The sequence below is a fragment of the Ruminococcus sp. MCC718 genome (assembly GCF_018783905.1).
Taxonomy (GTDB): domain Bacteria; phylum Bacillota; class Clostridia; order Lachnospirales; family Lachnospiraceae; genus Hominisplanchenecus; species Hominisplanchenecus faecis.
In genome coordinates, this window is record NZ_WQNP01000071.1 from 1 (window position 1) to 232 (window position 232).

Annotated in this window: 1 protein-coding gene; it reads left to right on the plus strand. The window is 35.8% G+C overall.

Annotated features, from left to right (window positions below):
• Nucleotides 1-232, plus strand: a 232-nt coding sequence (locus GPK60_RS07810) for an IS200/IS605 family accessory protein TnpB-related protein (RefSeq protein WP_215659222.1), incomplete at both ends; no start/stop codon positions are given.

Below are 232 nucleotides of genomic sequence, written 5' to 3' on the forward strand. Positions count from 1 at the left end.
ATATCCGCACCGACTACATTAACAAAACAATCGCAGAGATAGTGAAAACCAAACCATCCTACATTACGATTGAAGATTTAAATGTAAAAGGCATGATGAAAAACAGACATCTTTCAAAAGCAGTTGCGTCACAGAAGTTTTATGAGTTTAGAATAAAACTTCAAGCTAAATGCAACGAAAATGGAATGGAACTTCGTGTGGCAAACAGATGGTATCCATCTTCTAAAACCTG